Annotated in this window: 7 protein-coding genes; 4 read left to right on the forward strand and 3 right to left on the reverse strand. The window is 67.5% G+C overall.

Features of this window, described 5'->3' with window-relative positions; genetic code table 11:
* The first annotated feature begins 77 nt into the window (after window positions 1-77).
* Genes AC1DU6_RS19510 through AC1DU6_RS19525 form a run of 4 tightly spaced genes read left to right on the forward strand, consistent with a single transcriptional unit; the run spans window position 78 to window position 3,257 of the window.
* Window positions 78-1,349, forward strand: a complete 1,272-nt coding sequence (locus AC1DU6_RS19510) for a M48 family metallopeptidase (RefSeq protein WP_477859003.1) — start codon at window positions 78-80, stop codon at window positions 1,347-1,349.
* Between the two features lie 41 nt (window positions 1,350-1,390).
* Complete coding sequence (locus tag AC1DU6_RS19515; protein ID WP_457322147.1) at window positions 1,391-1,681, forward strand: 4a-hydroxytetrahydrobiopterin dehydratase; 291 nt, start codon at window positions 1,391-1,393, stop codon at window positions 1,679-1,681.
* A complete protein-coding gene (gene rsgA / locus AC1DU6_RS19520; RefSeq protein ID WP_477859005.1) occupies window positions 1,678-2,580 on the forward strand; it encodes a ribosome small subunit-dependent GTPase A in 903 nt (300 codons plus the stop codon). The genes AC1DU6_RS19515 and rsgA overlap by 4 nt, the downstream gene beginning before the upstream one ends.
* A complete protein-coding gene (locus AC1DU6_RS19525; protein ID WP_457322151.1) occupies window positions 2,580-3,257 on the forward strand; it encodes a DUF3047 domain-containing protein in 678 nt (225 codons plus the stop codon). The genes rsgA and AC1DU6_RS19525 overlap by 1 nt, the downstream gene beginning before the upstream one ends.
* Before the next feature lies 1 nt (window position 3,258).
* Here AC1DU6_RS19525 and AC1DU6_RS19530 read toward each other — a convergent pair whose 3' ends face one another.
* The 3 genes from AC1DU6_RS19530 to AC1DU6_RS19540 form a co-directional block, all read right to left on the reverse strand.
* Complete coding sequence (locus tag AC1DU6_RS19530; RefSeq protein WP_056197677.1) at window positions 3,259-3,525, reverse strand: hypothetical protein; 267 nt, start codon at window positions 3,523-3,525, stop codon at window positions 3,259-3,261.
* Between the two features lie 53 nt (window positions 3,526-3,578).
* Window positions 3,579-4,304 carry an SDR family oxidoreductase gene (locus AC1DU6_RS19535; protein WP_477859008.1) on the reverse strand — a complete coding sequence of 242 codons (726 nt, stop codon included), beginning with the start codon at window positions 4,302-4,304 and terminating at the stop codon, window positions 3,579-3,581.
* Window positions 4,304-5,204 (reverse strand): CsgG/HfaB family protein (locus tag AC1DU6_RS19540; protein WP_477859010.1); only part of this gene is annotated, 901 nt, incomplete at its 5' end. The genes AC1DU6_RS19540 and AC1DU6_RS19535, both read right to left, overlap by 1 nt.

A 5,204-nucleotide genomic window follows, 5' to 3' on the forward strand; every position in this document is an offset into this window, starting at 1 on the left:
TCGCTGAGGGCAAGGGTGTCGGACATGCTGGGCTCACTCTGAAGATGAGGAATTCTCGCAGCCTAAACTTGAGGCTTATGTCTCCCCTGCTGTTGTCCCTTGCTTTTGCGGCCGCGCTCGCCGCCTCGACCCTCGTCAAGTTCTGGCTGTCCTCTCGCCAGATCCGCCATGTCGCCGCCCATCGCGGCCAGGTCCCGGCAGCCTTTGCCGGCAACGTGACGCTGGTGGCTCATCAGAAGGCGGCGGACTACACGGTCGCCCGGTCCCGCTTCGGCCTGCTGGCCCTGGCCTTCAATGCGGCCGTGCTGCTCGGTTGGACGTTGCTGGGCGGCCTGAACGCTCTGAACAGCTGGGCGCTGGAAGCCAGCCACATGCTGCCCGAAGCTTGGCAAGGCATGGGCTACCAGCTCGGCCTGGTCGCCGTCTTCGTGCTGGCGGGGTCACTGCTGGACCTGCCCTGGGAGCTGTGGTCCACCTTCCGCATCGAGCAGGCCTTCGGCTTCAACCGCACGACGCTCAAGCTCTTCTTCGCCGACATGGCCAAGGGCCTCGCCGTCGGCGTGCTGATGGGCCTGCCCATCGTCGCCCTCATTCTCTGGCTGATGGGCGCGGCCGGCCCGCTCTGGTGGCTATGGGCCTGGGGCGCGTGGATGGGCTTCAACCTGCTGATCATGGTCATCTACCCGACCGTCATTGCGCCGCTGTTCAACAAGTTCGAGCCGCTGACCGATTTGGCGCTGAAGGACCGCGTCGAGAAGCTGATGGCGCGTTGCGGCTTTGCAGCCAAGGGCCTGTTCGTCATGGACGGCAGCCGACGCTCGGCGCATGGCAATGCCTATTTCAGCGGCTTCGGCCCGGCCAAGCGCGTGGTCTTCTTCGACACGCTGCTGACCAAGCTCAACGGCAGCGAGGTGGAGGCCGTGCTGGCCCACGAGTTGGGCCACTTCAAGCACAAGCACATCACCAAGCGCATCGTGTTGATGTTCGCCATGAGCCTCGCCGGCTTTGCGCTGCTCGGCTGGCTGGCGCAACAGCCGGCCTTTTACCTGGGCCTGGGTGCAACGCCGAATCTCGACGCACCCAATGACGCGCTGGCGCTGATCCTCTTCCTGCTCGCCGGCCCGGTGTTCGGCTTCTTCGTGACGCCGCTGGCGAGCCACTTCTCGMGCCGCGACGAGTTCCAGGCCGACGCCTATGCCCGCGCCCAGGCCAGCGGCGCCGACCTGTCCTCGGCGCTGCTGAAGCTGCACGAGGACAATGCCGGCACGCTGACACCCGACCCGGTCTACGCGCGCTTCTACTACTCCCACCCACCTGCTGCCGAACGTCTTGCAGCCCTCGCCGCATGAACGACCTCCTGCTCGCCCAATGTGACCCCAAGGCGCCCTTGATGGACGCCGACACGCGAACCCGCGTGCTGGCCGCCCTGCCCGGCTGGCTGCCGGACGCCGAACACAAAGTGATCGGGCGCCGCTTCGGCTTCGCGAACTTCTACCAGACCATGGCCTTCGTCGACGCGGTCGCCGAGATCGCCCACGCGCAGGACCATCACCCCGAGATGCTGGTCGGCTACGACGCCTGCACGGTCAGCTTCACGACGCATTCGCGCGGCGGGCTGACCTTGAATGACGCGATCTGTGCGGCACAAGTGAGCGCCTTGCCCGAAGCGACCGGTACATGAGTAAATTCCAGGCGCTGGACCTGGGACTTGTCGTGCGCGGCCATGGCCGCCACTACATCGTCGAGGACTCGGAGGGCAAGCGCTTCGTCTGCCACCCGCGCGGCAAGAAGAGCGAGGCTGTCGTTGGTGACCAGGTGCGCTTCGCCGATTCCGGCGATGAGGGAGTCATCGAAGCCGTCGAGCCTCGGCGCAATCTGCTGTTCCGCCAGGACGAGTGGAAGACCAAGAGCTTCGCAGCCAACCTGGACCAGCTGCTTGTCCTCGTCGCTGTCGAGCCGGTGTTCAGTGAGAGCCAGCTCACGCGCTCCCTGATCGCCGCCGAGTCCGCCGGCATCAGCATGGCCATCGCGCTGAACAAGACCGACCTGCCGGGCACCGATTCGGCTCGCGAGCGCCTGGCACCTTATCGCGCCATGGGCCTGAAGATGTTCGAGGTCGCGCTGAAGGCCGACCCCGAGGGCTCCCGCACGACGCTGGACCCCTGGCTGGCCGGCCAACGCACCTTCGTCCTCGGCCCCAGTGGCACGGGCAAGAGCACGCTGATCAACCTGCTCGTGAAAGACGCCAAGGCCCAGATCGGCGAGATCTCGCAGGCGCTGAACTCCGGCCGCCACACGACGACGACGACGCAGTGGTACTGGACCGACGAGACACGCACGACGKCGCTGATCGACTCGCCCGGCTTCCAGGAATTCGGCCTGCGCCAGATCGACGCCGCCGAGCTGTGGCGCTACATGCCCGACCTGCGCGAGCACGCCAACTGCCGCTTCGCCAATTGCAGCCACATCCACGAGCCCGACTGCGGCGTGCGCGCGGCGGTTCAAGCGGGGCTGATCAGCGCCAGCCGCTATCGCATCTACGGCGAGATCCTCGAAGAGCTGCAGCGCAAGACCTGGTGATGCGCGGCGCACTCGCCTTCAGCGCCCTGGCCTTGCTGGCCGGCTGCGCCACGACCGTCGCCCCGCCTCCAGCCGCCGAAGGCTGGCAGCCGCTGGCCCTGCCCGGCAAGAAGCTTACCCAGTACAACTGGACGGAGAAGGACGGCCGCCCCGCGCTGGAAGCTGCTTCGGATCGCTCGGCCAGCATCTGGCGCAAGCGGCTGGAGCCGGCAAAGATCAGCGTCGGCGAGGTCAATTTCTCATGGTGGGTGCAGGGCCTGATCCCGGGTGCCAATGTCTCGGACATCGACCATGAGGACGCCGTCGCCCGCGTCATCTTCGGCTTCGCCGGCGACATCGACAAACTGCCGCTGCGCACGCGCATGAAGTTCGAACTCGCGCAGGCCCTGACCGGCGAGCTGCCGCCCTATGCGACGCTGATGTATGTCTGGGACAGCAAGCTGCCGGTCGGCACCGTCGTCATCAACCCACGCAGCGACCGCATCCGCAAGATCGTCGTCGACTCCGGCCCCGCGGAACTGCGCCGCTGGCGCGAACACCGGCGCGACCTGGCCGCCGACTTCCGCCTGGCCTTTGGCGAGGCGCCAGGCCCGTTGACCTCGATGGCCGTCATGACGGACAGCGACAACAGCCGCGCGTCGGCCCGCACCTGGTACGGACCCGTGGAACTGAAATAGCTCAGCGCTGGTCGGGTGAGCGCAACGATAGTGGCGCGGCGTCGTGCACTTCACGCGCTTCGACGTCCACCACTTCTCCCGCCGGCTGGCGGCGCTGCGCCCACGGGTTCTTGTTGACACGGAACTGCAGATTCGGCTTGCGGCCGGTCAGCAAGCTGACGAGCAGGAAGGCCAGGAAGGCCAGCACGGCGATCAGGAAGAGGCCCAGGCCGATAAAGGCGCCGACGACGAGCATCAGCAGGCGAAGCAGCAAACGGAACAGCGACATGACCCCTATTCTGAACGCTGAGCGCCCGCTGGGGCCGTGACGATCGTCACCCCTCAGCCCCGCCCGACAAACGGCATGCTCGTCGCCATCACCGTCATCGTCTGCACATTGGCCGACAGCGGCAGGCCGGCCATGTAGACGACGGCGCGGGCCACGTCCTCGACGTCCATGCGCGGCTCCACCGCCATGGTGCCGTTGGCCTGGGGCACGCCACGCGTCATCTTCTCGGTCATCTCGGTCGCGGCATTGCCGATGTCGATCTGGCCCGCCGCAATGTCGAAGGCGCGGCCGTCCAGGCTCAGGGACTTGGTCAGGCCGGTGATGGCGTGTTTGGTGGAGGTGTAGGGTGCCGAGAACGGCCGCGGCGCGTGGGCCGAGATGGAACCGTTGTTGATGATGCGGCCGCCGCGCGGCGATTGCGCCTTCATCAGCGCGAAGGCTGCGCGGGCGCAGAGGAAGCTGCCGGTCAGGTTGGTGTCGACGACTGCGCGCCATTGCGCCACCGTCAGCTCATCGATGGGCACGGCCGGCGCGGAGATGCCGGCGTTGTTGAACAGCAGGTCCAGCCGGCCGAAGCGCTCGCGCAGCGTCGCGAAGGCGGCGTCGACCTGGGCCTCGACACAGACATCGGTCTGCAGGGCCAGCGCATCCGGCAGGGTCTCGCGCAGGGCCGCCTCGCGGCGGCCCATCAGCGCCAGCGTCCAGCCTTCAGCCGCCAGTGCGCGGGCCACGGCCCGGCCGATGCCGGAGCCAGCCCCAGTGACGAGAGCAACCCTCATCAACGACCGCTCGGCGACACGAGGGTGCGCTGCACCCAACCGCTGAAGTTGGCGGCGTCGACCTTGACGAAGCCGTCCTTGACCTCGCCGGTGGCAACGAGTTCATCGCTGCGGTTCAGCGTGGCAACGACCTTGCTGTCGCGCGACGGGGCGGCGTAGGCCTTCACGTTGGAGATCTTGGCCACGAGCATCTGGCCCGCGGGAACGGGCGCGCCAGCCTGCGTGGAGGCGCCCGCATTCGCGTCGCCGGCGGCGCTGCCGGTGCGGATCAGGCTCTGCTGGTCGCGGATGCCCAGCACGATCTTGTTGTAGTTGTCGAGCAGGCTGGCAGCGATGAGCTTGCCTTCGGGCGTGCTGGTGTAGCCGCCCGCGGCGCCCAGCGCGCCGCCGCCGTAGCCCCAGCCGCCGATGGAGAAGTCGGTCTTGGTGGCCTTGCCTTCAGCGGCAGCGACCTGGATGCTGGAGCGCACGTCGGCGATCAGCAGGCTGGTGCTGGCCTCCTTGAATTTCAACCCGCCGGCGATGGCGCCGATGCCACCCAGCCGGTTGCCCAGCAGGCCACCAATGGCGCCGCCGACACCGCCGGTGTTGCTGGCAGCCACCAGCACATTGGGCGTCATGACGAAGTCGGCCGCCTGCATCTGGCCCTTGCCGACATTGGATTCCTGGCGCATCTCGCCGGCGGCGGCGAGGTTGCGCTCCTGCTGCAGGTTCTGCATGGCCACGCCGCGCTCGACGACGTCAAAGCAGCCCGACTGCTGCACCATCATGCGCAGCAGCGATGCGGGCGAGCCCAGGCCATAGTGCGACAGGTGGTTCCAGCCGTGCTGCGGCTCGGCCACGGCCAGCACGCCGAGCTTCTTGGGGCACTTCTCGACATTGGAGCCCGCCTCCTGGGCC

It is taken from the genome of Roseateles sp. P5_B10 (genome assembly GCF_056400485.1).

Excerpts from the sequence above, each read along its gene's own strand:
- AC1DU6_RS19515 (WP_457322147.1), top strand. The coding sequence starts at position 1,391 with ATGGACGCCGACACGCGAACCCGCGTGCTGGCCGCCCTGCCCGGCTGG.
- AC1DU6_RS19525 (WP_457322151.1), top strand. The coding sequence starts at position 2,580 with ATGCGCGGCGCACTCGCCTTCAGCGCCCTGGCCTTGCTGGCCGGCTGC.
- AC1DU6_RS19530 (WP_056197677.1), bottom strand. The coding sequence starts at position 3,525 with ATGTCGCTGTTCCGTTTGCTGCTTCGCCTGCTGATGCTCGTCGTCGGC.
- AC1DU6_RS19535 (WP_477859008.1), bottom strand. The coding sequence starts at position 4,304 with ATGAGGGTTGCTCTCGTCACTGGGGCTGGCTCCGGCATCGGCCGGGCC.